The sequence below is a fragment of the Segatella copri genome, assembly GCF_019249765.2.
GTDB lineage: Bacteria > Bacteroidota > Bacteroidia > Bacteroidales > Bacteroidaceae > Prevotella > Prevotella copri_K.
Genome location: NZ_CP152484.1, coordinates 345,147 through 369,521 on the forward strand (window position 1 = coordinate 345,147; position 24,375 = coordinate 369,521).

The 24,375-nt window shown below is 46.6% G+C and carries 22 protein-coding genes, 2 tRNA genes and 1 riboswitch; of the genes, 12 read left to right on the forward strand and 12 right to left on the reverse strand.

What is annotated here, in order from left to right; all coding sequences use genetic code 11:
- Positions 1-2 precede the first annotated feature (2 nt).
- The 3 genes from KUA46_RS01425 to KUA46_RS01435 all read left to right on the forward strand — a co-directional run bounded on the left by KUA46_RS01425 (position 3) and on the right by KUA46_RS01435 (position 3,602).
- Entirely contained in the window at positions 3-1,817 is a 1,815-nt protein-coding gene (locus KUA46_RS01425; RefSeq protein WP_420377337.1) for a chloride channel protein, read from the forward strand.
- A gap of 80 nt (positions 1,818-1,897) precedes the next feature.
- Positions 1,898-2,992: a methionyl-tRNA formyltransferase gene (fmt, locus tag KUA46_RS01430; protein ID WP_218486802.1), complete on the forward strand. Its 1,095-nt coding sequence runs from the start codon at positions 1,898-1,900 to the stop codon at positions 2,990-2,992.
- Between the two features lie 37 nt (positions 2,993-3,029).
- On the forward strand, positions 3,030-3,602 hold the full coding sequence (locus tag KUA46_RS01435) for an L-threonylcarbamoyladenylate synthase (RefSeq protein ID WP_118079018.1): 573 nt from the start codon (positions 3,030-3,032) through the stop codon (positions 3,600-3,602).
- A 198-nt stretch (positions 3,603-3,800) separates the two neighbouring features.
- Here KUA46_RS01435 and KUA46_RS01440 read toward each other — a convergent pair.
- From KUA46_RS01440 to rlmN, 9 genes are all read right to left on the reverse strand, one after another.
- Positions 3,801-3,876, reverse strand: a tRNA-His gene (locus KUA46_RS01440).
- A gap of 34 nt (positions 3,877-3,910) precedes the next feature.
- Positions 3,911-3,986 (reverse strand) — tRNA-His (locus tag KUA46_RS01445).
- A 78-nt stretch (positions 3,987-4,064) separates the two neighbouring features.
- Positions 4,065-4,460 carry a preprotein translocase subunit SecG gene (gene secG, locus KUA46_RS01450; protein ID WP_006846337.1) on the reverse strand — a complete coding sequence of 132 codons (396 nt, stop codon included), beginning with the start codon at positions 4,458-4,460 and terminating at the stop codon, positions 4,065-4,067.
- Positions 4,461-4,496: 36 nt separating this feature from the next.
- On the reverse strand, positions 4,497-5,276 hold the full coding sequence (locus KUA46_RS01455; RefSeq protein ID WP_117727130.1) for a tetratricopeptide repeat protein: 780 nt from the start codon (positions 5,274-5,276) through the stop codon (positions 4,497-4,499).
- 119 nt (positions 5,277-5,395) lie between these two features.
- Positions 5,396-5,917 (reverse strand): LptE family protein, encoded by a 522-nt coding sequence (locus KUA46_RS01460; protein ID WP_006846339.1) that lies wholly within the window; start codon positions 5,915-5,917, stop codon positions 5,396-5,398.
- Entirely contained in the window at positions 5,914-7,278 is a 1,365-nt protein-coding gene (locus KUA46_RS01465; RefSeq protein ID WP_117727129.1) for a sigma-54 interaction domain-containing protein, read from the reverse strand. Before KUA46_RS01465 ends, KUA46_RS01460 begins: the two co-directional genes overlap by 4 nt.
- Before the next feature lie 161 nt (positions 7,279-7,439).
- Positions 7,440-8,537 carry a PdxA family dehydrogenase gene (locus KUA46_RS01470; RefSeq protein ID WP_218486801.1) on the reverse strand — a complete coding sequence of 366 codons (1,098 nt, stop codon included), beginning with the start codon at positions 8,535-8,537 and terminating at the stop codon, positions 7,440-7,442.
- An 8-nt stretch (positions 8,538-8,545) separates the two neighbouring features.
- A complete protein-coding gene (locus KUA46_RS01475) occupies positions 8,546-9,481 on the reverse strand; it encodes a DUF4837 family protein (protein ID WP_022121006.1) in 936 nt (311 codons plus the stop codon).
- A 17-nt stretch (positions 9,482-9,498) separates the two neighbouring features.
- Entirely contained in the window at positions 9,499-10,566 is a 1,068-nt protein-coding gene (gene rlmN / locus KUA46_RS01480) for a 23S rRNA (adenine(2503)-C(2))-methyltransferase RlmN (RefSeq protein ID WP_218486800.1), read from the reverse strand.
- A gap of 136 nt (positions 10,567-10,702) precedes the next feature.
- Here rlmN and KUA46_RS01485 point away from each other — a divergent pair, with 136 nt between their 5' ends.
- Both KUA46_RS01485 and KUA46_RS01490 read left to right on the forward strand, forming a co-directional pair.
- Complete coding sequence (locus KUA46_RS01485) at positions 10,703-14,485, forward strand: DUF4922 domain-containing protein (RefSeq protein ID WP_218486799.1); 3,783 nt, start codon at positions 10,703-10,705, stop codon at positions 14,483-14,485.
- A 9-nt stretch (positions 14,486-14,494) separates the two neighbouring features.
- Positions 14,495-15,820 carry an MFS transporter gene (locus tag KUA46_RS01490; RefSeq protein ID WP_153093827.1) on the forward strand — a complete coding sequence of 442 codons (1,326 nt, stop codon included), beginning with the start codon at positions 14,495-14,497 and terminating at the stop codon, positions 15,818-15,820.
- Positions 15,821-15,872: 52 nt separating this feature from the next.
- On the opposite strand, the gene KUA46_RS01495 is transcribed toward KUA46_RS01490, so the two are convergent.
- Positions 15,873-16,286, reverse strand: a complete 414-nt coding sequence (locus tag KUA46_RS01495) for a secondary thiamine-phosphate synthase enzyme YjbQ (RefSeq protein ID WP_006846346.1) — start codon at positions 16,284-16,286, stop codon at positions 15,873-15,875.
- Between the two features lie 249 nt (positions 16,287-16,535).
- Positions 16,536-16,647, forward strand: a riboswitch (SAM-I-IV-variant riboswitch).
- Between KUA46_RS01495 and KUA46_RS01500 the strand changes: the two genes are divergently transcribed.
- Both KUA46_RS01500 and KUA46_RS01505 read left to right on the forward strand, forming a co-directional pair.
- Positions 16,647-16,934, forward strand: a complete 288-nt coding sequence (locus KUA46_RS01500; protein ID WP_217325904.1) for a hypothetical protein — start codon at positions 16,647-16,649, stop codon at positions 16,932-16,934. (Overlaps the previous riboswitch by 1 nt.)
- A 154-nt stretch (positions 16,935-17,088) precedes the next feature.
- Positions 17,089-18,573, forward strand: coding sequence for a pectinesterase family protein (locus tag KUA46_RS01505; RefSeq protein ID WP_217325905.1), 1,485 nt, complete (start codon positions 17,089-17,091; stop codon positions 18,571-18,573).
- Between the two features lie 61 nt (positions 18,574-18,634).
- Here the strand turns inward: KUA46_RS01505 and gloA2 are convergent, their stop codons facing one another.
- Both gloA2 and KUA46_RS01515 read right to left on the reverse strand, forming a co-directional pair.
- Complete coding sequence (gene gloA2, locus KUA46_RS01510) at positions 18,635-19,021, reverse strand: SMU1112c/YaeR family gloxylase I-like metalloprotein (protein WP_217746052.1); 387 nt, start codon at positions 19,019-19,021, stop codon at positions 18,635-18,637.
- Between the two features lie 102 nt (positions 19,022-19,123).
- The gene (locus tag KUA46_RS01515; protein WP_194252571.1) at positions 19,124-19,339 is read right to left on the reverse strand and encodes a poly(ADP-ribose) glycohydrolase domain-containing protein; all 216 of its coding nucleotides are present in this window, start codon (positions 19,337-19,339) and stop codon (positions 19,124-19,126) included.
- Between the two features lie 103 nt (positions 19,340-19,442).
- Here KUA46_RS01515 and KUA46_RS01520 point away from each other — a divergent pair, with 103 nt between their 5' ends.
- The 5 genes from KUA46_RS01520 to KUA46_RS01540 all read left to right on the forward strand — a co-directional run bounded on the left by KUA46_RS01520 (position 19,443) and on the right by KUA46_RS01540 (position 24,372).
- Positions 19,443-19,745 carry a hypothetical protein gene (locus tag KUA46_RS01520; RefSeq protein ID WP_119228736.1) on the forward strand — a complete coding sequence of 101 codons (303 nt, stop codon included), beginning with the start codon at positions 19,443-19,445 and terminating at the stop codon, positions 19,743-19,745.
- A 13-nt stretch (positions 19,746-19,758) separates the two neighbouring features.
- Positions 19,759-19,998 (forward strand): hypothetical protein, encoded by a 240-nt coding sequence (locus KUA46_RS01525; protein WP_119228735.1) that lies wholly within the window; start codon positions 19,759-19,761, stop codon positions 19,996-19,998.
- A 513-nt stretch (positions 19,999-20,511) separates the two neighbouring features.
- Complete coding sequence (locus KUA46_RS01530) at positions 20,512-21,273, forward strand: DNA-methyltransferase (RefSeq protein ID WP_217746050.1); 762 nt, start codon at positions 20,512-20,514, stop codon at positions 21,271-21,273.
- Positions 21,270-22,316: a DNA cytosine methyltransferase gene (locus KUA46_RS01535; RefSeq protein ID WP_217746049.1), complete on the forward strand. Its 1,047-nt coding sequence runs from the start codon at positions 21,270-21,272 to the stop codon at positions 22,314-22,316. Before KUA46_RS01530 ends, KUA46_RS01535 begins: the two co-directional genes overlap by 4 nt.
- Before the next feature lie 7 nt (positions 22,317-22,323).
- On the forward strand, positions 22,324-24,372 hold the full coding sequence (locus KUA46_RS01540) for an McrB family protein (RefSeq protein ID WP_218486797.1): 2,049 nt from the start codon (positions 22,324-22,326) through the stop codon (positions 24,370-24,372).
- Positions 24,373-24,375: the final 3 nt, after the last annotated feature.

Consider the following 24,375-nt stretch of genomic DNA (forward strand, 5'->3'; position numbering starts at 1 on the left):
AGATGGATGAAGAAATTCTAGATTACAACGAGCAGAAAGAGGGATGGGTCAGTAAGATGGTGGATTGGCAGAAAAAACATATTTCTGACCGCCAGATGACCCTTATCCTGGCTTTTATCATCGGCCTTCTGGCGTCGGTGGCAGGATATTTCCTGCACGGCATCGTGCACGAAATACAGCTGCTGCTCACTTCGGGATTCAACCAGAGCACCTACAACCTGCTCTTCCTGCTCTTCCCGATTGTGGGCATTTACCTCACCATGCTCTTTATTAAATATGTGGTCAGAGATAATATTTCCCACGGTATCACCCGTGTGCTTTACGCCATCTCTACCAAAAATTCCAAGCTCAAGGCCCACAACTGCTGGTCATCGGTGGTGGCATCAGGTATCACCATCGGTTTCGGTGGTTCCGTGGGAGCCGAGGCTCCTATTGTGCTCACGGGTTCGGCCATCGGCTCAAACCTGGGACAAATCTTCCGCATGGACAAGAAAACCATGATTCTGCTGGTGGGTTGTGGCGCTTCTGCAGCCATTGCTGGAATCTTTAAGGCGCCTATTGCCGGACTCGTGTTTACGCTTGAGGTGCTGATGGTAGACTTGAGCATGGCTTCCTTGCTGCCTATCCTTATCAGTTGTGTAACAGCTACTTGCTTTACCTACATTCTGATGGGCTCCAAGAGCCTTTTCGATTTTACGCTTACCAATCCGTGGGCGCTCGACCGCGTGCCTGCCTGCCTTTTGCTGGGCATTTTCTGCGGCTTGGTGAGCCTTTATTTCATGCGCACCATGTCGGCATGCGAGGGCTTCTTTGCCAAGCTTTCGCCTTATCCATACGTAAAGCTGCTCTTTGGTGGACTGATTCTGAGTTCGCTCATCTTCCTCTTCCCTTCGCTCTATGGCGAGGGATATTCGGCTGTCAACGTGCTGCTGAAGGGACAGAATGTGGAAGACTGGGGGCAGGTGATGAGCCGTTCGCTCTTCTACGGGCACAACCAGCTGCTCATCCTCTACATCGCCTTGGTAACCTTTACCAAGGTTTTTGCCACCTCGGCCACCAATGGTAGTGGCGGATGCGGTGGTACCTTTGCTCCTTCGCTCATTATCGGAGGTTTTGCCGGTTTCCTCTTTGCGCGCCTTTGGAATGTGAATCAGGTAGGTGTCTATGTTCCTGAGCAGAACTTTACACTGATGGGTATGGCGGGCCTCATTACGGGCGTGATGCATGCACCGCTTACGGGCATCTTCCTCATCGCCGAACTCACGGGCGGCTACCAGCTCTTCATGCCGCTGATGATAGTGTGCATCTCTTCGCTGCTCACCATCAGCATCTTTGAGAGTCACAGCATCTACGCCCTGCGTCTGGCTAGAGAGGGCAAGCTGCTCACCCACCATATTGACAAGGCTGCGCTCACCCTGCTGGGCATGCAGGATGTCATTGAGAAAGATTATCATCCGGTAGGTCCGGATCTGCCGATGAGCAAGCTGGTGAGTGAGATAAGTCGCAGTAACAACAACTTTCTGCCTGTTTTGGATCAGGCGGGTGTGCTGTTGGGAGTAATAGATATTACGAAGATTCGCCACATCATCTTCCGCACCGAACTGTATCAGCATTTCACCGTGCGTCAGCTGATGATGCAGCCTTCTGCCGTTCTTACCGAACATGACAGTATGGACGAGGTGATGCAGAAATTTGATAAAACCGATGCCGCCCAGCTGCCAGTGATTGATGTGGCAGGCGTACTGAAGGGTTACATCAGCCGTACTAGAATCTATTCCATGTACAGGCAGATTGTAGCGGATATGTCGGCAGAGTAGGAGTTTTAAGTGAAGAGTGAAGAACGAAGAGTGAAGAATTCAACGGCTTTGCTGGTTTTATTTTAAAATATTAGTGTTTTATGGAGAAGAAGGATTTGAGAATTGTTTTCATGGGAACACCGGAGTTTGCGGTAGAATCCCTCAAGTGCCTGGTAGAGGGCGGTTACAACGTGGTGGCTGTGGTTACGCAGCCTGATAAACCGGTGGGCAGACATCAGGATACGCTGCAACCTTCGCAGGTTAAGCAGTATGCCGTAGAGCATGGTTTACCGGTGCTGCAGCCTGTAAAGATGAAGGACCCTGAGTTTGTGGAGCAGTTGCGTTCTTATCAGGCTGACTTGCAGGTGGTAGTTGCTTTCCGCATGCTGCCAGAGGTGGTTTGGGCGATGCCGAAATATGGTACTTTTAATGTACATGCAGCCCTCCTTCCGCAGTATCGCGGTGCGGCGCCTATCAACTGGGCAGTGATTAATGGCGAGAAGGAGACGGGTGTTACCACCTTCTTCCTCGACCACGATATTGATACCGGTCGCATCATCCTGCAGAAACGTTTTCCTATTCCTGAGACGGCAAATGTGGAGTATGTTTACGATGGGTTGATGCATCTTGGTGCTGAATTGGCGCTGGAAACCATTGATGCGCTCATCGCTGCCGATGGTAATATCGGTTCCATTCCTCAGAGCGAAATGATAGGACAGGGTGCCGAACTCAAGCCGGCTCCGAAAATCTTCAAGGATACCTGTCGCATCGACTTCCACAAGCCTGCCAAACAGGTGTATGATTTCATCCGCGGTCTTTCTCCATACCCTGGTGCATGGACTGAAATTAAGAAGAAGGAGACAGTAGTATTCTTTGACGATCCTAAGGGAGATGATGATCATGTGAGGTTCCCTGAGCCTACTGCTCATCCATCCCATAAGCAGAGTACACAGAAAATTCAGGTACTTAAGATATTTTCTACCCGTCTTTCATGTATGAAGCGTGGTGATGCGCCTGTGGGATCGCTCCGCGTTGAGGGGAAGTCGTTACAAGTAGCCTGCCTTGACGAATGGCTCATTATTCAGGAGTTGCAGCTCAGTGGCAAGAAACGTATGGATGCTTCTGCTTTTCTCAATGGTATGAAGGACATAGCTTATTATGAGTGTTTGAAGAAAGATGTTAGTGACGATTTTTAAGATTCAAAAGATTTTTGATTTTTAGTTTTATAGTATTATGACTGTAGAAGAAGACATCAAGCGTGCTATAGAGTGCATGCGAAAGGGTGGAGTGATACTCTATCCTACAGATACCGTATGGGGCATAGGATGCGACGCCACCAACCCTGAAGCGGTAAAGAAAGTTTATGAAATAAAGAAACGTGACGATTCTAAGGCGCTTATCTGCCTGATAGATTCTGCTGACCGCATGGCGCGTTATTTCCGCAATGTGCCACAGGTGGCATGGGATTTCATCGATGCTGCCATGCCTGTAAAGCCTACTACGGTTATTCTTGATGATGCCAGTGGAGTGGCTAATAATCTGGTAGCAGAGGATGGAAGTCTGGCGATGCGTATAACCTATGAGCCTTTCTCCAAACAACTCTGTTACCGTTTTCAGAAGCCTATTGTAAGTACAAGTGCTAATGTGAGTGGTGAGCCTGCTGCACAGAATTATCGCGACATCTCCGAGGAAATCCTCAATGCTGTAGATTATGTTTGCTGGAGCCGCCGTCAGGAGCATAAACCTCATCAGCCTTCCAGCATCGTTAAGATTGCTAAGGATGGTGAAGTGAAAGTAATCAGATAAGTTTTCAATTCATCCTATATGAAATGCCTGCTAGAGGGATATTTTCTTCCCTTAGCAGGCTTTTTTGTATGTTTTCAGTCTATAATATACTTAAAGAAGTATTATTGCAATTCGTTTATATGACAAAAAAGAATTTCCGCTCAATACGGATATATAACAAGAAACCCTGCAAGAAATGAATCTTGCAGGGTTTATCTTGGGTGGAAGGTGGGACTCGAACCCACGACATTCAGAACCACAATCTGACGCTCTAACCAACTGAACTACGTCCACCATATTGGTTATGTTTTGCTTTTTCAAAAATAGTAGGGTGGAAGGTGGGACTCGAACCCACGACATTCAGAACCACAATCTGACGCTCTAACCAACTGAACTACGTCCACCATATTCTTGTTAAGCGGGTGCAAAGGTACGAAAAAAAAATGGTTCTACCAAATTTTTTCGTACCTTTTTTCTTATTTTTTATTTTGCAGGGCTTGTTGGAACAACTGGAGCTGCCTTCTGGGCATCTGCACCAGCTGCAGGAACAGCCTTCTGAGCACCTGCTGCTGCATCCTTGCTAGCACCTGGCATAGCAGGAAGAGCGGTCTGCTCCTGAGTGGCTCCCTCCAAAACACTGCTTTCGCCAGCTGCCTGAGGGGCTACATAAGCACATGCCACGCTGATGACAACCAAGGCTGCAGCGAGGCCCCATGTTAATTTCTCAACAATGTCAGTGGTCTTGCGAACACCCATGATTGAGTTGGTTGAAGAGAAGTTACTTGCAAGTCCACCTCCCTTTGATTCCTGGATGAGCACGATGAAAATCATCAGGATAGCTACCAGGACGATTAATACTACTAATAATGTGTAAGCCATTTTTTAAAACTAGTTTTATTTATTTATTATTCTTCTTTATTTCTTCTTGCTGTTCAGCATCAGTTTCTCAAGGAATCTGAGCTGGTCAACATAATATCCGTTCTTGTCAGGATGCTGCTGATGCAGGCGGCTGATGATTTCGTAAGCCCTCTGATACTTGCCCTGCTTGATGTAGATGCGGGCGAGGGTTTCGGTGAATACACCGCTGTTTTCCTCTTCGCCATCCTTGCCGGAATCGGTCTGAAGTTCGGGAGTAAATTCTGGTTTGTAATCTTCGTCCTGCTGGATTTTAGGCAGTTTGAAACCGCCATCCTCCATAAAGTCGTCGATGAGACTCATGGTGCGCGAAGTATCTTCTGGCTCCTGCTGGTCTTCGGTCTCCATGAGATAAGCCACATAGTCTACAGCCGCGTCAGCAGGTGTAGGCTTACGTTTCTCCTTCTTCTCTTCTTCGTCTTCTTCCATAGGAATGGATCCCAGGAAGTGGTCGATGAGGTCGCTAGTACGGTCTCCGTGTTTTTCTGCTCCTATTCCTCTTACGCCTTGCTGCTTGTCGGATTCAGTCTCTTCAGGGGCGTTTTTTATCTGATAGTGGGCTGCCTCTACCATCTCGAAGATAATCTTACGGTCGGTGATGTAGATGGCTGCACGGCGCAGTTCTTCGTCGAAACTCGGGTCGTGGAGCAGGTACAGATTCTTCAACATCAGCAGGCGTGCCGTCTGATAATACGGATATAAGGCCAAGAGGGCGCGCAAGTCGTAGAGCGTCTCTCGGTTCATTTCCTCTGGGTGTTGTATCAATCTGCTTAATTCCACGATATTTTTACTTTACTTTATTTTACTTTGAACTTTGAACATTGAACATTGAGTTTTGAACTTTATGATTAGTAAAGCCGTTGAATTCTTCACTCTTCACTTTTCGTTCTTCACTTACTTTACCAGTTAGCTACCGTAGCGTTGAATATCTGGTCTACCAGGTCTTTGATAATCTGGGTTACCAGTTCTTCCTGCACCGAGGCAAGGCTCTGAGTGGTGTCGTAGGTCTTGGCAGATGTAAACTGCTTTTCAAAGTCCTCGGCATGGTTCTTGGTGTTGGTGAAACGTACGTTTACGGTGATACTGAGCTCGGTCTGTGCTGAGTATCCCTCAGAACTAACCGACTTGTTGCGCTGAGAATATTGGGTGATTTCGCCCTCTATCTTCAGGTCTCCGTTGCGTGACACCTGTATGAGCTGGGTGTTGCTGGCAAACTTATCCTTGAGTTCGTTGTTGAACATCGGACCCATCGGACCCCACACATACGAACTTCTGATAGGGAAGTCGGCTATCTGTATGGTCTTGGTTTTGGTGTAGTCGATGCTGGCACCGTTGAACTTGTAGCTCACGGAGCATGCTGCCATGACCGCCACCATCAGTGTGACTCCTATTATATATAGGTACGCGCGTATATGCTTCATAACTTATATTTGTTAATCTTTCTGTACAGAGTTCTGTCGGAGATTCCCAGTTCTTCTGCCGCTTTCTTGCGGTTTCCGTTGTTTCTCTCCAATGCCTTTTCTATCATCTGCTTGCTAAGGTCGCTGAGGTTCAGATTCTCGTTTTCTTCCTTGATCTCCTCAATTTCAGCATCCTCGGCTTCGGGTTTGTAAGTGCCCCTCATGCCTCCTGTAGCTATTTCCTGACGGATGTGTTGTAGCTCGTCGAGATCGGTAATCGGAGGTACGGAAGTAACCGGAGAAACCGATGGAACGGATGATACGGACGGAACCGGAGATACCGATGAAACCGGAGATACGGATGATACTGGAGCTACCTGGGTATTCGGCTGAACCGGAGAAACATATCCGCCTGTACCGCCCAACTGGCGGGCCTCATCGAGTTGCTTGCGCAGGCTGTTCATCTCTCGTCTCAGGTCGCTCACGTTGCCCCTCAGTTCGTAGAGAATCTTGTATAGCAGTTCGCGCTCGCTGGCGTAGCTATGGTCGTCCTTGCCATCCTTCTGTATGGTGGCGAGCTGTGTAGACTCCTCATCTCTCGGAATAAACTGGGTGAGGGTCTGTGCATCGATTTCTCTTTCTCGGCTCAGCACTGACATCTGTTCGGTAATGTTCTTGAGCTGTCTCACATTTCCCGGCCACTTGTATTTCAGCATGATCTGCTTGGCCTCATCTGAGAGTGAAATCTTAGGCAGACGGTATTTTTCGGCCATCTGCATGGCGAAGAGGCGGAAGAGCAGGAGGATGTCATCGCCACGCTCTCTCAATGCAGGCATCTGTATCGGGATGGTGTTGAGGCGGTAGTAGAGGTCCTCGCGAAAGCGGCCTTCACTCACAGCCTTGCGCATGTTTACGTTGGTGGCTGCCACGATGCGAACATCCGTTTTCCTTATCTCAGTTCCACCCACGCGGATGTATTCTCCCGTTTCGAGCACTCGCAGCAGTCTTGCCTGCGTCTGTATCGGGAGTTCGCCCACCTCGTCGAGGAAGATGGTACCCTTGTTGGCAATACCGAAGTATCCTTCGCTTTCGCCTATGGCTCCAGTGAAGGAACCCTTCTCATGTCCGAAGAGTTCGCTGTCAATGGTTCCCTCCGGAATGCTTCCACAGTTGATGGCGAAATATTTCTCTCTGCGGCGTGGCGAATTGTCGTGAATCACCCTTGGAATGATTTCCTTACCCACACCGCTCTCGCCGATGATGAGCACGGAGAGATCGGTCGGCGCTACCTGTAGGGCTACGTCGAGCGCATGGTTCAATCCGTCGCTGTTACCGACGATATTGTAGCGTTGTTTTATCTTTTGTAGTTCGGAAGTATCCATTTAGCTGCCAAAATTACTCATTTTTTCTGAATTATCAGCATTTTTTTTTAATTTTAACGTTCGGGAGGCCTGATTACAGGGCAGATTTGCCTTTTTTGCGTCATCTGCCCTCCCGAATCTTTCTTTATTCCGCTTTTTCTCGGGAATAGGGAATCTTTCTCTTATCCCTTTTTCTTAGGGATGGAGAATCTTACCTTCTCGCTCTCGTCACGCTTCTCGTGGTAGAGTTTAGGCAGTGGATTCTCGTAGGCCTCATCATAGTCTTCGCGGTTGCAGAAGGCATCCAGCGCCAAGTAGATGGCGTGGCGGAAGGAGGTTGCATCGGCTTCGTTGCAGCCCGTGATGCTGTAGCTAGGAGTGGTGTTGGCGGCGGTGTGAACGAGTGGCAGACCGGCAGTAAAGAGTACGCCATCCTCGGTGTAGAGAGAATGGAACGGGGTAGTAGCCTGATCATGATACATGGCCATGATGCCGTCGAACTCTACGAAATGGCCGTTGCCGAAGAACTCGTCAGCAGGGTAAGGACCAAAAGCTTGTATTTTCTGCTCGGCAAGCTGGTCAATGGCTGGGATGATGATACTGGCTTCCTCTGGTCCGCAGCTCTCCTCACCGTTGTTGCTAGGATTCAGGGCGAGCACGGCGATGCGCGGGTTGGTAATCATGAAGTCTCGCTTCAGTGATGTGTGCATCTGCTTCACCTTCTCGATGATGAGCTCCTGGGTGATAGCTGCCGGCACGTCCTTGAGCGGAGTTTTTCCGGTTACGGATGCGATGCGAAGGTCGCCGCCGCAGAGGATGGAAAGGCCCTTGGCACCTTCGCCCAGGCAAGTTTCTATGTATTCCTTGTGGCCCTTGAACTGGAAACCCTCAAATTGTGCGTTCTGGTTGTTTACCGGTGCGGTAACGAGCACGTCGAAGAGCTCGTCGCGGTAGTCGGTCATGGCTCGGTCAAGTGCCTTGATGGCTGCCGTACCCGATTCCTGAGTAGGCATGCCCATGTCAACCTTTACCTCCTCGTCTACGGCTGGCAGGAGGTTGATTCTTCCGTCTTCAGCATCTTCTGCTTTCTGGATGATGGAGAACTGGGCAGGCAGATTCATCGCCTTGCGGTAATAAGCTGCCACTTTAGGCGAACCGTAGATGATAGGGGTACAATACTCCAACATCTCTGGCTCACTGAATGCCTTAAAAATGAGTTCGTATCCGATACCGTTGGTATCTCCGTGAGTGATGGCCACTCTAATCTTTTTGCTGTCCATTTATCGTTTTATTTTATAGTAGAAATCGCAGCTTCTAGCTGCTTGATTAATATTTTCTTTTTCATTTCGGGCGCATAGACGAAGCCGATGATGATGATTTCATCTCCCGTTTTTCTCAGGCGGATGCGCCTCATCACGTAGGGGCCTCCCATGGCGTCGCCCTTCATCTCCCAGAGTCCTTTTTCTGAAAGGACCGGGATTATCATGTACATGCTGTCGGTTTCGCCGGGCATGTTTGTGCGGAGTATGCTGTCAATCTGCTGCTTCTCTTGAGCAGGAAAAGCATCAGAATTGGCTTTCCCTCTTCGTTCTTCCCTCTTCACTTTCATGAGGATGAGGTTCTTCATGCCCGAACTGGCGTTGTTTGAAATCCAAATGAAGTTCCCGGCCTTCTTGCTTGCCTGCATTTCGGCAGGGATGATCATGCTGATGCCGAAGTTCTTTTTTATCAGCTGCTGCATCTCGCGGTTCTGCCTGCTCGGGTTGGTGGAGATGATGGAGGCGAGGTGCTCCAGTTCAGTCTCATCTACGAGCTGGCGCAGTTTCTCGGGGTTGAGTTTCTCTCTGAGTTGCTGCAGCGAGCGGGCAGAGAGGCGGATGACGGTCTGCGGTGAAGCATTCTCGTTGCGGCTCAGCCTGACTGAGAATTCCGCTGCCGGGATGTTCACTACGATGCGAGTTCTTACGAGCAGGTAGCTGCCGTGGATCTTTCCCTTCTTGACCTGGATGAGCCGGCAGAGCGGTTCGGGTTGGGGCAGGGCAGGCACCTCTTCCGTCAGTATCTTCGTAACGATGCTGTCGGTATCTCCCTCGAGCACCACCTCGTAAGGCTGTCCTGTGCTCTTGGGCTGTTTTCTGTTTCTTCCTCCTCCCAGGCTGCAACCTGCCAGAAAAAGGAACAAAAGACAGCCGGCAAGTAGGATCTTTAAAGATTCTCTAACCATTTTTCCCCCACCTTTCCTTACTTATTCATCTTCTCTTCATCCTCGTGCTCACGGATTTCTCCGATTTTCTTCGAGGTGCTGAGCAGACCGCAGGCGGCGTAGATGTCCTGGCCGCGGCTGGCACGGATGGTGGTGAAGACACCATGCTGGGTGAGGTAATCACGGAACTGCTCCATCTTCTCATCATCCACACCTTGCAGAGGAATGTCTGGAATCTGATGGAAACGAATCAGGTTGAAACGGCAGTCAAGTCCCTTCACCAGCTTGATGATGGCCTTGGCATGCTGCATACTGTCGTTAACGCCCTTAAAGACGATGTATTCGAAACTCAGGCGGCGTTGATGAGAGAAATCATAGTTCCTCAGCAGTTCTACTACCTGCTCAATGCCCATGCCCCTTTCGGCAGGCATCAGTTCAGCGCGCTCAGAAGGGATAGGGTCGTGCATGCTGATGGCCACATGGCAGTCGCTCTCTTCCAGGAACCGCTTCAGTTTGTTCTTCACGCCCACCGAACTTACCGTGATGCGCTTCGGGCTCCATGCCCAGCCGTAGTCGGCGGTGAGAATCTCTGTGGCGCGCAGCACATTGTCGAGATTATCCATCGGCTCGCCCTGACCCATGAACACGATGTTGGTAAGCTTATCCACCTTCGGCAGCGAGTAAATCTGGTTCAGAATGTCGCCTGCAGGCAAGCTGCCCTCAAACCCCTGCTTGCCGGTCTGGCAGAACAGGCAGTTCATCTTGCATCCCACCTGCGAAGAAACGCACAGCGTGGCGCGGTCTTTGTCTGGGATGTAAACCGTCTCGACAAATTTGCCGCTTCGGGTAGGGAAGAGGTACTTGATGGTACCATCCACCGAATGTTGCGCATCGGAATATCCGAAGCATCCTATTTCGTATTCGGCAGCGAGTTTGGCACGGTTCGCCTTCGAGATGTTGGTCATCTCATCAATGCTCTTCACATGCTGCTCATAGAGCCACTTCGCCATCTGCCCACCGGTGAAGGCGGGCATGCCTAAGTCCTTTGCTACCTGCTTCAATTCGGCAAGTGTAAGGCCCAAAAGATATTTTTTTTCATTATTCATACTGCAAAGATAGTGTTTTTTGCCGAAAAATTAGTATCTTTGCCACATATTTTAATATAATAAGATAAAATAAAGATAAAAAACACAGATTTAGCCCCCCGAAAAGGGCTGAAGTGAACAAAAATAACGTAAGAAAATGAGAGAAAAAATAGACCTTTTCTTGCCTTGCGAATACATCGACGATGCGCAGAATGCCTTGTCGGTGCTTCATGAGTACAAGACTGTACAGCATATCCACTTCCTGGTGAGTGCTGATTTTGCCGCTCATCATCAGGTGCCCGAAGGATGTACGTTTGTCATCACCGACCGCCTGGAAAGCAGTAACACCATTGTCAGCATCGCTGAAAATACAGATGCCGACTACGTGATGATCTGTACCCGCCACACCACCATAGGATGGGGAAACAACACGCTGGAGCGATTCCTCAGAGTGGCAGATGATACGGATGCCGTCATGGTTTACGCCGACCACTACAAGATGGTGGAAGGCAAAATGGAGAAACATCCGGTAATTGACTACCAGTCAGGTTCTTTGCGAGATGACTTCGACTTTGGAAGCCTCTGGTGCATCAAGGCACAGACGCTGGCCGACTACATCGCTCAATCCGACCGCGAAGAGTATCAGTTTGCCGCCCTCTACGACCTCCGTCTCTATCTGAGCCGCGTGGGCGAAATCTTCCATCTCAACGAATTCCTCTATTCAGAAGCCGAACTCGACACCCGTAAGAGCGGCGAGAAGCAGTTTGACTATGTAAACCCGCGCAATCGCGAGGTGCAGATTGAGATGGAAAAGGCATGCACCCAGCATCTGGGCAAGGTGGGCGCCCTGATAGACACCACCTTCTACCGCCAGCCCGACTTCGGTGAACAGGATTTTGAATACGAGGCATCTGTCATCATCCCCGTCTTCAACCGCGAAAAGACGGTGGCTGATGCCGTGAAGAGTGCGCTGGGACAGAAGGCCAACTTCAAATTTAACGTCATCGTGGTGAACAACCATTCTACCGACCGCACCGGCGAAATACTGGATGAACTTAAAGCCGACAACATGATACAGATTGTGCCGGAGAGAACCGACCTGGGAATAGGCGGATGCTGGAACGAAGCCATCAACAGCAGTTTCTGCGGAAAATTTGCTGTACAGCTTGACAGCGATGACCTCTATTCTTCACCAAAGACACTTCAGAAGATAGTAGATGCCTTCTACAAGCAGAAGGCAGCCATGATTATCGGCTCGTACCGCATGTGCGACTTCGGCCTCAACACCCTGCCACCGGGACTGATAGACCACAAGGAGTGGACCGATGAAAACGGATGCAACAATGCGCTGCGTATCAACGGATTGGGTGCTCCGCGCGCCTTCTTCACTCCGCTGGTCAGACAGATCCAGTTTCCTAACACCTCGTATGGTGAGGATTATGCGCTCGGCTTGGCATTTTCGCGCCGTTACCGCATCGGCAGAATCTACGACGAACTCTACCTCTGCCGCCGCTGGGGAGGTAACAGCGATGCTGCCCTCAGCGTAGAGAAGGTGAACGCCAACAACCTGTATAAGGACCGCCTGCGCACCATGGAACTGAAGGCACGCCAGCACCTGCTGCAGGGCAAGGCCGACATTATGGAAGACAGTAGCATCTCGCGTTTCTTCAACCGTCAGCTGGAGGTTTGGACCGATGCGCGCCATCGCTTCCGCGACCTCAAGCATGTAGAAACCCGCCAGTTCTCCGACCAGCTGAAACTGCAGTGGAACCCAGCCCGCATCGTAAGTACGGGCGCCAAGATAGATAAGAAAACCCTGGGCGAGCGCCCTTGTTTCCTTTGTGATAAGAACCGTCCTAAGGAACAGATGTCGAAGCAGATAGACGAGAAATTCCATCTTCTGGTGAATCCGTTCCCGATTCTGCCAGTCCACTTCACCATTCCGGCACGCAAGCATCAGCCTCAGCTCATCTACAAGAATTACGGAGAGATGCACCGCTTCATCAGTCTGCACAGCGACCTGATGGTGTTCTACAACGGTCCGAAGTGTGGTGCATCGGCTCCAGACCATCTTCATTTCCAGGCAGGAACCAACGGCATCCTTCCTCTTCAGACCAACTGGCAGCGTCTTTCCCGCAACCTGACCGACATCATCTCTCTCAATGATGAGGAGAAAATCTCTGTGGTTCGCGACTTCATCGTTCCCGCCTTCGTCATCATCTCGAAGAGTGCTGAGAGCGATGAGGCCCTCTTCCGCCGTCTCTACAAGGCAATGCCTCAGCGTGGCGACGAAACCGAACCGATGATGAACATCATCTCCTGGCGCAAGGGCGAGGAATTCATCAGCGTGGTCATTCCGAGAGAAAAGCACCGTCCGGAAGCCTATTTTGCCGAAGGCGACGCCCAGTTTGTGGTTTCGCCGGGAGCACTGGATATGAGCGGACTCATCATCACCCCTCGTGAGGAAGATTTCCGAAAACTGACCGAGGAGAAAGCCCTCTCGCTGCTGCAGGAATGTGGCGTTTCGGAAGAAAAAATGAACGCCATCATCGCCAAACTGAAGGCATCTAAGGATGCCGAGGATGCAGCCGAAGCCTCTTCCACCTTATATAATAAAGGTAAGCAGCCCGACGTAACGGTGGGCATCGTGAGTGCGCAGAAGATTCATTTCTCGCTCAACAAACCTTATCTTGCCAAGGGCGAAAAGGTGCTGGGCGAACAGGTGGTAGAATTCTCAGAGGGCGGTGTGCTCTGGAACGGCAACCAGTACAGCCAGCTCACCTTCCATCCGCAGAGTGCCGACGCCTCGTTTTCGCTGAGCGACGTAACCATCGGTGTCAACTTCCACTGGGAGCGCAAGGAAAACCAAACCTTCCTGGGCACGCTCCGCTTTGTGGTAGAATCGGATAAGATTGTGGCAATCAATGAGTTGCCTGTAGAGAAGTATCTGGAGAGCGTCATCAGCAGTGAGATGAGTGCCACTTCGAGTCTCGAACTCCTGAAGGCGCACGCCGTCATCTCCCGTTCATGGCTTCTGGCGCAGATGAAGAAGCGCCGAGAGGTGGCTGAGAGCGGCAACAACTTCTTCTCCTTCACCAAGAAGGAAGATACGCTCATTCGCTGGTACGACCGCGAAGACCACACCCTCTTTGATGTATGTGCCGACGACCACTGCCAGCGCTACCAGGGTATCACCAAGGAAACATCGCCCCATGTAGCTGAAGCCATCCGCCAGACTAAGGGACAGATTCTGATGGACGGCGAAGAAATCTGCGATGCAAGATTCTCGAAATGCTGCGGCGGAATAACCGAGGAATTCCAGTATTGCTGGGAGGACACGCCGAAGACTTATCTCACGGCGGTTCGCGACATCGCCCTGGGCGTGGAACATACACTGCCTAATCTGACCAATGAGGAGGAGGCAGAGAAATGGATCCGCTTCAATCCGCCAGCTTTCTGCAACACGCAGGACAAGAAAATCCTGTCAGAAGTGCTCAACGACTATGATCAGGAAACCGTCAATTTCTACCGCTGGAAGGAAACGCTCAGTCAGGAGAAGTTGCAGCAGCTCATCGCTGACAAACTGAAGATGGACCTGGGTGCCATCCTAGACATGAAGGCCGTGGAGCGCGGCAAGAGTGGAAGAATCAGCAAACTCCAGATCATCGGAACAGAGAAGACCTTTACCATCGGTAAGGAACTCGAAATCCGCCGTACGCTGAGCGACAGTCATCTGCTGAGTTCAGCCTTCGTGGTGGATAAGTATGATAAGGATGAACAGGGAGTGCCTCAGCGTTTCGAACTCATCGGAGCCGGTTGGGGGCATGGAGTAGGCCTCTGCCAGATTGGTGCTGCCGTGATGGGAGAGCAGGGTTATCATTATGATGCCATCCTGCTGCACTACTATCAGGGTGCTGAAATCAAGAAACTTTATAAATAGTGATGTAAAATGGTAACAAAGAAAAACAGTCGGAGTCCATGGGCATGGATTCCGACCCTCTATTTTGCCGAAGGACTCCCCAACGTCATCGTAACCGCCCTCTCTGTGGTGATGTACATGCAGTTGGGGCTGACCGATGCTGAGGTGGGTCTCTATACCGGATGGCTCGCCCTTCCCTGGGTCATCAAGCCCTTGTGGAGTCCGTTCATAGATTTGCTGAAGACTAAGCGCTGGTGGGTGCTCACCATGCAGGCTCTCATCGGAGCTGCCCTTGCCGGCATCGCCTTCTCGCTGCCTACCGCCTTCTGGTTTCAGGCAACGATGTGCTTCTTCTTCCTCATCGCCTTCTGTAGTGCTACCCACGACATTTCGGCAGATGGTTTCTACATGATTGAGCTGGATGAACATACGCAGACTAAGTTTGTAGGCTTGCGAAATACCTTCTACCGCCTCGCCATCATCTTTGTGAATGGTTTTCTGGTGATGCTGGCAGGTGTGCTTCAGGTTCTCTTCCGCAACCAGATTCGCTTCTCATGGGCGCTTATCTTTTACGGACTGGCAGGTATCTTCATCGGTTTGTGGCTCTACCACAGCCGCTTCATGCCTCGCCCGAAGGAGGATGTGCAGACCGACAGAACGGTGGGTGAAGTGGCTCATGAACTGAAGAACATGTTCCGCACCTTCTTCGTGAAGTTCGGATTGGGTGAAACCGTCTGCGTGATGCTCTTTCTCTTGCTCTACCGATTCCCTGAAGCGCTTCTGAACACCATGACCAAGACCTTCATCCTCCGTCCTAATTCGCAGGGCGGACTGGGACTGTCACCTCAGGAATATGGTTTTGCCAACGGAACGGTGGGATTGATAGGTTTGCTGCTGGGTGGAATTCTTGGTGGTATTCTGGTGAGCAGGGACGGAATGAAGAAATGGCTCTGGCCTCTGGTTTGCGCCATCACCTTGCCCGATGTGGTTTACATCTATCTGAGCTACTCGCTCAACAGCAACCTCATTGTGGTTTCCAGCTGTCTTTTCATCGAGCAGTTGGGTTACGGTCTGGGCTTCACGGTTCTTACCCTCTACATGCTGTTCTACAGTCAGGGCAAGTTCAAGACCTCCCATTATTCCATCTGTACGGGCATCTCCTATCTCGGATTGATGCTGCCGGGCATGGTTTCTGGATATCTGAAGGATATGGTAGGTTACCGCATGTTTTTCATCATCGTGATGGCATGTTGCGCCATCACCTTCCTGGTTACCGCCTTCCTGAAGATAGATCCTAACTTCGGAAAGAAAGAGGAGAAGGAAGAGGATGAAGCGGAATTGGACGCGATAGAATAAATGATTATGTTAACGTAAAAACGAGGATGTGCGAACATCCTCGTTTTTATCTTTATTCCCCGATAATCGTTGCGATGAGGTGTCGGCTTCCGCCTCCCTCTCTGAATTCACAGAGGTAGATCCCCTGCCATGTTCCGAGGTTTAATCTGCCGTTGGTAATGGGAATGGTGAGCGATACACCCACCATGCTCGATTTGGCATGAGCCGACATATCCGTCGGTCCTTCATCCTGGTGCAGGTATCTTGGGTCGCCATCCGGAACCAGTCTTTCGAAGATACCCTTCAAGTCATGTCTCACATCCGGGTCGAAGTTCTCGTTCAGCGACAGTCCGCAGCTGGTATGTCTTACGAAGAGATTCAGAATCCCCGTCTTAGGCAGCGCTGGCAGGTTTCTCATCACCTCGTTGGTTACGAGGTGAAAGCCGCGAGGAAGCGGACGCAATGAAAATTCTACTTGTTGTATCATATCATTCTTTGTTTTTTTATTTCAATTGTTTGTATCTTTCTGATTGTCAATTTACAAAGGTAATTATAATTTTATTATTATAATGCTATTATAATGCAAATATAGGAAAGTTTAACCATTAAAGGATTTCTCTTCCTTACTATCTGCTACCCCGAAAAATCTTCTTCTTTAGAAGAAGGAAAAAAACAGGAAAAATAATCCCGAAAAAATTTGGTGGTTTCAGAATAATGATGTACTTTTGTACCCGAAATCAAGCATTAAGAGTTGCCCAGTTGTGGCACACCAACCGAGTTTCGCATAGAGATAACCACGGTGGTAAAAGAATGTGTAAGTGTTTAACAACTTAAAATAATTATCTTTATGAATCCAAATTCAGATTTAAAGAACAATGAGAATGTAATGGCAGTTAATGCCGAGTCTTCAACAATTAAGGCAGTTAATGCCGAGTCATCAACTGTTGATGCAGGTTATGCCGAGTCAAGAATTTCAGAGTATGCAGCCCGCTTTGCTGCATACAGCGATGAGCGTTTTAAGCAGATCATAGATCATGAGCGCAAGGTTCGTGGTTGGGGCAGCGAGCGCAGTTACTTCCTTGCCGCCTTGCGAGGAGAGTGCGAGAAGCGAGGCATTGATTACTTCTGGAAGTAGGGGAATGCTTTTCTGATGCATTGCACCAACCAGCCACAAGGATGCTGTCTTTTTACGCAGCCAAAAATAAAAATCATTTTTCCATCGAAAAAAATACGTTATTTCGAAATTTTTTCGTAATATTGCACCCAAAATAACATTAAAGACTATTGATATGAAACGAATCTTTATTTCAATGACAGGTATCATCACTTGTATGAACCTGATGGCACAAACTCCAGTCAGTTTTTATCCTCAGAAGAATGCCCAAGACATCAACATCGATACACATCTGGTCATCGTGTTTGACAAGACTGTAAAGACTGGCAGCAAGGGCATAATCACTGTTACGGACAAGACAACTCGAAAGGTGGTTGATAGAATCGACATGAGCATTCCGGCGGGACCAACCGAAGGACAGCCCAAGAATCCAAATGCTGTCTATACTCCCGTTCCCTATATATATAAGGTGGAGAATGTAACCAATCGCAATACCCGTCCTGGAACTCCATCAGGTGCTGCCAAGGAAGACAAGCGCAAGTATCAGAAGACCATCATTGGTGGATTCTCTGATGCCTTCCACTTCTATCCTGTCATCTGTCATGGGAACAAAGCAACCATTTATCTGCATAACAATATGCTGGAATATGGACATGAATATGAAATCAAGATTAGCAAGGGTACGATTGAGGGATGGAATGGCAAGAAGTCATGGACGTTTAGGACTAAGAAAAACGCCCCTTCTGCAGATTTGAGCCATATCGTTGTGGCAGCTGATGGTAGCGGAGACTTCTCCACTCTGCAAGGTGCCATGGATTGGATACCAGACTCATTGCCCTCTGAAGCCAGCAGGAAAAAGGTCTTCGTGAAGAATGGAGATTATGAAGAGTTGGTTTATTTCCGCAATAAGCGATTTGTAACTATCCAGGGAGAATCCATGGATGGGGTAGTGGTACATTACCCAAATAACGAGGTGTTCAATCCTCACCCGGTTGATATCAAGACCAATGAGCAGAAAGGAACATTCCCTTCTCGCCGTGCAGCAGTGGCAGCAGACAACTGTGCCGACATGATTTTCAAGGATATCACCTTCAAGACGGATTGCAAGGGACAGGCTGAGGGATTCCTGCTCAATGGTGAAAGAAACTTTGCTGAGAATGTGCATGTAATCGGTGATGGTGATGCTCTTCAGGTGAATGGTTCAGCCTACTGGCTCAACTGCGTGATTGATGGAGGAGGTGACACGGTGCTGGGTAGAGGTCCATCCTATTTCAATCACTGTACCCTTTCCAGCTATGGTGCTTTCATGTGGATTAGAAATACCAGGGAGAACCATGGTAACATCTTCAATGACTGTACCTTCAAGGGATTGGGCAAGGATGCCGTGATAGCCCGCCTTCCTGACAACAAGGGCAGAAATTATCCTGATGCGGAATGCGTGCTGCTGAACTGTACGCTTGATGGTGTGCCTTCGGAAGGCTTTGGTCCCATAGATGAGTCGGCATCTACGGTAAATCTCCTGGAATTCAACAGCCATGACAGGAATGGGAAAACCATAGATATCAGCAAGAGAAACAAGCATGTCCGTCAGCTTGACGCTCTCAAGGATGCTGAGACTATCGGAAAATACTCCAATGCAAGTTGGGTACTGAATTGGTAAGAAAGGAGATTAATATAAATATCGGATGCCTACATACCTAGCATGGTTTGCCCTTGAATTTTTATTTTTCATACAATTCAATCGGCAAACCATCTGGGTCACTGAAGAATACAAATCGCTTGCCTGTATATTCATCCGTGCGTATAGGCTCATGCGCGATGCCTTTACTGTCAAGTTCATCAATTGCATCCGAAAGATCATCTACCTCAAAAGCAAGATGGCGCAGACCGGCTGCTTCCGGATAGAAAGGACGTGCTGGTGGGTTAGGGAAGGAGAATAACTCGATGATATAGTTGTCATCAAGCCAGCAGTCAGCTTTCCAGGAGTCACGTTCCTTACGGTAGTTTTCACTCATGATCTTCATTCCGAGCACATCTGTATAAAAATGCTTGGATTTCTCATAATCGGAACAAATCACGGCTATATGATGGATTTTGTTAAGTTTCATATTTTTATTTCTTATTTCTTATTGTTATATTCAGTAATCAATGACAAGTTTTCAGAATCTGCTTCATTCATTTCATTGATTATTTGATGATTGTAATTCTGTCTATATACGGACACCACCGCCAGGGTTGCGACGGCTGGCAAGGTTGAGCACCACAGGGTTATATCCTTCTTGCTGCAATTGATGACCGCAATGTATGCTGTCATCATTCTTCACAATAATCTTTGTTTCTCTCTCAATGGTAGGTATGCTTGTAGCGTCTAAAGCCTTGGTATAGAATCTACTACCCTTCAGCATCTTTGCTTTCTTTTGTGGCAAAAATACGATTATTTTATCAATATACCAAATATTTATCCAAAAAAATGTGTATATTTCGATATTTCTTTGTATTTTTGCCATCGCTTAATATAAAAAATATAAGATGGGCAAACTGGCATTGATATTGTGTTTCATTCTTTCTGTTTTCCCTGCTGATGCAAATGAGAACAGAAAGCATATCCATGTGGTAAAACGTGGAAGCAAGAAGTCTCATCGAGGACATACTGTAGCTAAGATATGGATAGAAGAGAATGGACAAAAGAAAATAGAGATAGCTTGGTCTGAACTGTCGGCATCAGAAGAAGCTGTGATTATTGAAGCTATAGATAAACATTGGGATGAATTCAATAGAATGATTGACGATGTCTTTGCTGGCAAGAAAATTAGAATAAAAACAATAAAATAAAGGGAGGTCTATTATGTGCAAATATAAAGATACAACTTTAGGAATCAAAAAGTTAGATTTCAATGTGAAACGTGGAGCAATGGCAGTTTTCTTGACCGATGGTCGAGAGGTGATAGTTCCTGTAAAGATGTTTCCCGAGATAAAGAATATGAGCAAAAAGCAGAGGGAGGATTATATGATAATGGATGATCAATACTTCTCCTTTGATGCAATCAGCAAAATCTTCTCCGTTAAGGATATTTTGCGCCTTTGAGTTGCAAGTTTCAAATATTCTTTGTATCTTTGCAACCAAATCGGGACGATGAGCCTTGCGCCCATACCGACCGATAAACTGAATGTATAACAATTAAATAATAAAATAAGAAACAGAAAGAACAATTTTATAGACATATAACATATTAATATACAAAGCGTTTACGATATTCGGAATACTCTCGAAATTTGGCGATTAAAAGATGTAAAACCGAGATTAAGTGAACGCCTGCGCTATAGCGTGGGCGGAACTTATCGGTTTTACGGGCCACGCCAAATGCCTGAGAGTATGATAAGTGAAGCTCACGCTTCTTTTGTATCATGCTCTCAGGTATTTTTTGCTTGTGGCTCGTACTTCCAGAATAAAGTTCAACGCTCATAGTTTTCTATAGCGGCAGCGTATGGTTCTATTGTCTGTGTTTGACTTTTCCATTCTCTGTCACTATTCCTATATGTGTACTTGCAACTGAATGTTGTAAGTATGGCTAGTATTGGATTTTTTATTCAGTGCAGAATGGAAGATTTACAAGAGATAAAAGGTTTCTTGGGAATTGATGGAAAGATACTTTTGAAGCAAGGTGATGCTATCGAGTGTTTATGTCAGTTGCCAACAGATTCTGTGGATTTAATAATAACGGATCCACCCTATAATTTGGGCTTATTCATGAAAAAGCGTGGTACAAATATGAATAAGCTTCGAGATGGTCATTTTGCTGCATCAGGTTGGGATGACCTAGACTTTGTGGAATGGACTCAGCAAATGGACATGCTTTTTCATGAATGCAATCGTGTCTTGAAAAAGCGTGGCTCGTTGATTGTTTTTATGTCTATCATTAAAGTCGAGACTATCATAAACTTAGCTCAGAAACATGGCTTTTATTATAAAACAGTAGGTGTTTGGCATAAGACGAATCCTTTGCCAAGAAATATGAACTTGCAGTTTATAAATTCAACTGAACCTTGGGTTTATATGGTCAATGATGCAACAACAGGTACATTTAATAACGAAGGTAAAGCTATTCATGATTTCGTAGAAACAAGTACGATAAGTACGAAAGAAAGAAAAATGGGTAAGCATCCTACTCAAAAACCATTGGCGTTAATAGAACATTTCGTGAATATACTTTCTAATAGAGGTGACGTTGTTCTTGATCCTTTTATGGGTAGTGGTACAACAGGTGTTGCGTCTGCCAAACTTAATAGGAATTTTATAGGAATAGAGTTGAATGAAGAATACTTTAATTTATCTTTAAAACGAATAAAGGAAGTCTTATGATAATAGGTGATCTGTTTGCTGGCGTTGGTGGTATGTCAGAAGGTTTTAGAATGGCAGGGTTTGATGTTGCTTTTGCTATTGAGTATGATAAAGATATAGCTGCTTCTTATAAGAAAAATAATACCGATACGGATGTGATAGCAGATGATATATGTAATGTTGATGTTGTTCTGTTACATCAAAAGCATCCTCATATAGATGTGATTATTGGTGGTCCACCATGTCAGGGCTTCTCTCAAAAGGGTAAGCGGTTAAGTTTAGATGATCCACGAAATTTCTTATTTAAACAATTCGTGAAATTTGTGGCTGAGTTCAAACCGAAGTACTTTGTTTTAGAGAATGTGCCTAATATTATTACGACATCAAATGGGTATTTTAAAGACCAAATAATAAAGTCTTTTGAGGAACTTGGTTATGTTGTAACTTGTGGTGTACTGTGTGCAAAAGATTATGGGGTTCCACAAGATAGAAGGCGAGCAATCTTCTTGGGCGAGTTGAATAAGCTAGAGGTGAAATTACCTGAACCTCTTGATATTCAGACTACGGTTAAGGATGCCATTTACGATTTACCTTTCATTGCATCGGGAGAAGGTGTTGATGAGCGTGATTATGATAAACCTGCAATATCTTCTTATCAAAAGAAACTTCGTGCGGGTGCGCAAGTCCTTTATAATCATATAGCAACCAAGCATTCAAAGTCTGCTTTAGACAGATTGAAAATGATTCCTAAGGGAAAAGGAAAGGAAGTTTTGCCAAAGGAATTGCTGACTAAGTCTATTTATAGTGGTACTTGGTGCAGATTATTGGAAGATGGGATTGCTCCAACAATAACCACGAGGTTTGATACGCCTTCCTCTGGCAGGTTTACTCATCCTGTATTAGATAGGTGTCTTACTATTAGAGAAGCAGCGAGAATACAATCTTTTCCTGATACTTTCCGATTCTATGGTAATAGAACCTGTCAAATGAAGCAAGTAGGAAATGCTGTGCCTCCTTTATTGGCAAAAGCTATAGCTGAAGTTATTATAAACAACGAAAAATAGAACAATTATGGCAGATGTTTTTCCTTCATCATTGATTTATAGAGAAAATCCTAATCTCAGATTGGGAATCAAATCTTCCTTGAATTCTTTCAAGCAACTTTTGGCTTCTTTGTATATCATTTATAAGTCATGTGCAAATCCTTCTAAAGTCCTTTTTTCTGAAGAAGTGAATGTTGGGGATAATATTGCAATTTGTTTGAGTAAGAAATTGTTGGTGCGCATTAATGAGCTGTTTCCACAATTGCCTAATTTGCAAGATAGAATAAATCAATCTCCATTATTTAAGTCTCAGTGTGAGTCATTACAAGTGGGATTGGAATTGTTTTTGCATTTGGGTAAGATAGATTTTGTAGAAAATGGAAAACAGAAGCGAAAAGGTGAGAATCGTTATAATAAGATGCTTGCTTTTTCTGACAAAATGCTAGTCCTTGATGCTTATTTGTCAATGCAGGCTGAATATACTGACTTATTGCTGAATAATTGGTTGAATGGTGATGAATGTGGTGATAAGTTCGAAGATGGATTGAAGTCAATTCTTTCTACGTTTATTATAGATTGCTGCTATAAGATAAAGAAGACTGATGGCTCAGAAGTTGTCTTTAACCTGGAGAATATTTGCAAGGTTTTAGAAAAAGGAGATAGTGCATTGTTTAAAAGTGCTGAGATAGTTGGACCTTTGCGGGTGTTGAATTCTTATATTGGCGAGAATATGTTGCCTGATATTGTGAAAGGTAAAGGTGTTTATTGTGTTGATAATTTGGAAAACTTGAAACGGAAGGCTCCTATGGTTTCTACATCTTTGGATTTGGTAGTAAGAAAATTGCCAGGACAAGTTGATAATCAGGAGAATAATCAAAAGCCACCGGTCACTCAAAGTGAAATCAACCAAACTTATCGTCCTTATATCACGGCCATTAAGTCGAAGCCTTTCCTTCTTTTGGCAGGTATTTCTGGTACTGGAAAAAGTAGAATCGTTCGTGAATTGGCTCGTGCTTGTTGGTGCGTAGATTCTCCTGAATATAAGGATCATAAGCCGAAGAACTTTGAAATGGTACAGGTGAAGCCTAATTGGCACGACTCTTCTGAACTTATTGGGTATGTAAGCAGACTTGGAGATGAACCAACGTTTATTGCTGGTGACTTTTTGAAGTTTGTAGTGCGAGCATGGGAGAATGAAAGTACTCCATATTTCTTGTGCTTAGATGAAATGAACCTGGCTCCTGTTGAACAGTATTTTGCAGAATATCTGAGTGTTGTGGAATCTCGAAAGTGCAATGAAACAGGTAAGGTTGTGACAGACCCAATTCTCAAGCCTGAATTTGAAAAAGAAGGGAGTGGTGAACATGCTGAATTCGTTCCTAAGGCTTGGTATAAAAAACTGATAGATGAACTTTTGGTAGATTGTTCTGATAGTCAAAAGGATGTTTTAAAACAGCAGTTCATAGATGAAGGTATTACAATCCCCCAGAACCTCATTATCGTGGGAACCGTCAATATGGACGAAACAACCTTTTCCTTCTCCCGAAAAGTTCTCGACAGAGCCATGTCCATCGAAATGAATGAGGTGGATTTATATGGTGGATTAACTTCCCGACACGAACAGATAGGAAAACTCAACTTTGAAGACTTGGTAGGAGATAAGGTGGAGGGTGTTGACGTGTACCAGGAAAATCAGGAGGTTTGCAACCAGGCGATACTGTATTTGCAGGAAATCAATGCAGTATTGGAAGGTACACCTTTTAAGATAGCTTATCGAACCCGTAACGAGTTCCTGCTCTATGTGGTCAATAATTTGCCTTATCGTAAAAATAGTCAAGGTTTGGAAATGACGCAAAATGAAGTTGTGGCTCGTGCTTTGGATGAAATTACTTCTATGAAAATCCTATCTAGAATAGAAGGGGATGAGGAGAAGGTAAAGGCGGAGTTGCTCGCTTCTTTAAAGGAAGTTGTTTCGAAGATGTTGCCGGAAAACATGAGAGATAGTTCTGTTTCTCTGGCTAAATTGGATGAAATGGAAAAGAAACTTAGTTCTGGTTACACTAGTTTTTGGAGTTAACGG

Coding starts and splice junctions, on each gene's coding strand:
- KUA46_RS01485 (WP_218486799.1), top strand. CDS start 10,703: ATGAGAGAAAAAATAGACCTTTTCTTGCCTTGCGAATACATCGACGAT.
- KUA46_RS01505 (WP_217325905.1), top strand. CDS start 17,089: ATGAAACGAATCTTTATTTCAATGACAGGTATCATCACTTGTATGAAC.
- KUA46_RS01435 (WP_118079018.1), top strand. CDS start 3,030: ATGACTGTAGAAGAAGACATCAAGCGTGCTATAGAGTGCATGCGAAAG.
- KUA46_RS01460 (WP_006846339.1), bottom strand. CDS start 5,917: ATGAAGCATATACGCGCGTACCTATATATAATAGGAGTCACACTGATG.
- KUA46_RS01465 (WP_117727129.1), bottom strand. CDS start 7,278: ATGGATACTTCCGAACTACAAAAGATAAAACAACGCTACAATATCGTC.
- KUA46_RS01540 (WP_218486797.1), top strand. CDS start 22,324: ATGGCAGATGTTTTTCCTTCATCATTGATTTATAGAGAAAATCCTAAT.
- KUA46_RS01425 (WP_420377337.1), top strand. CDS start 3: ATGGATGAAGAAATTCTAGATTACAACGAGCAGAAAGAGGGATGGGTC.
- KUA46_RS01495 (WP_006846346.1), bottom strand. CDS start 16,286: ATGATACAACAAGTAGAATTTTCATTGCGTCCGCTTCCTCGCGGCTTT.
- rlmN (WP_218486800.1), bottom strand. CDS start 10,566: ATGAATAATGAAAAAAAATATCTTTTGGGCCTTACACTTGCCGAATTG.
- KUA46_RS01525 (WP_119228735.1), top strand. CDS start 19,759: ATGTGCAAATATAAAGATACAACTTTAGGAATCAAAAAGTTAGATTTC.
- secG (WP_006846337.1), bottom strand. CDS start 4,460: ATGGCTTACACATTATTAGTAGTATTAATCGTCCTGGTAGCTATCCTG.
- KUA46_RS01530 (WP_217746050.1), top strand. CDS start 20,512: ATGGAAGATTTACAAGAGATAAAAGGTTTCTTGGGAATTGATGGAAAG.
- KUA46_RS01500 (WP_217325904.1), top strand. CDS start 16,647: ATGAATCCAAATTCAGATTTAAAGAACAATGAGAATGTAATGGCAGTT.
- gloA2 (WP_217746052.1), bottom strand. CDS start 19,021: ATGAAACTTAACAAAATCCATCATATAGCCGTGATTTGTTCCGATTAT.
- KUA46_RS01520 (WP_119228736.1), top strand. CDS start 19,443: ATGGGCAAACTGGCATTGATATTGTGTTTCATTCTTTCTGTTTTCCCT.
- KUA46_RS01535 (WP_217746049.1), top strand. CDS start 21,270: ATGATAATAGGTGATCTGTTTGCTGGCGTTGGTGGTATGTCAGAAGGT.
- KUA46_RS01490 (WP_153093827.1), top strand. CDS start 14,495: ATGGTAACAAAGAAAAACAGTCGGAGTCCATGGGCATGGATTCCGACC.
- KUA46_RS01470 (WP_218486801.1), bottom strand. CDS start 8,537: ATGGACAGCAAAAAGATTAGAGTGGCCATCACTCACGGAGATACCAAC.
- KUA46_RS01475 (WP_022121006.1), bottom strand. CDS start 9,481: ATGGTTAGAGAATCTTTAAAGATCCTACTTGCCGGCTGTCTTTTGTTC.
- fmt (WP_218486802.1), top strand. CDS start 1,898: ATGGAGAAGAAGGATTTGAGAATTGTTTTCATGGGAACACCGGAGTTT.